We start from the raw sequence: 395 nt of genomic DNA, 5'->3' as shown, positions 1-395 counted from the left end.
TTCTGTTCATCAATTTCATCAAACCGTGTCCGCATTAATGCGATGTCCATGCTTGTACTTCTCAAAAACTCCATCCGCTTTTCTTCCATCATTCGTATAACCTCCTCTTTTTCTTTTAATTCCTGAATGACTTCCTGCTTTTCCGGATCCAAACTGTACCGTGTCATGTATAGAATCTTTTCTGCCATCCGCCACTCTTCAATCGATTTCTTGTCCATTTCATTCAGATAATCCATCTCTACCCAGAGAATCCGGCAGCGCTCGTCCGGCATGAGGATGTGATCTTCCATCACGCAATATCGGCTCTGATGGGTAAAATGAGAATGCTTCTTCATGTTGGGCAGCCGGTTAACGATCATAATCTGAATGACCGGGCAGAATTCATAATTCTCTCC

1 protein-coding gene is annotated in these 395 nt (G+C 43.3%); it reads right to left on the bottom strand.

Annotated elements, in window-relative coordinates; translation table 11 throughout:
* Positions 1-395 (bottom strand): hypothetical protein (locus tag DWY25_RS17745; RefSeq protein ID WP_187117671.1); only part of this gene is annotated, 395 nt, incomplete at both ends.

The sequence above is a fragment of the Holdemania filiformis genome, from assembly GCF_003459085.1.
In the GTDB taxonomy this organism is placed as follows: Bacteria; Bacillota_I; Bacilli_A; order Erysipelotrichales; family Erysipelotrichaceae; genus Holdemania; species Holdemania filiformis.
The sequence above is the reverse complement of the archived record's forward strand: the minus strand, read 5'-3'. Positions and strand labels throughout refer to the sequence as shown.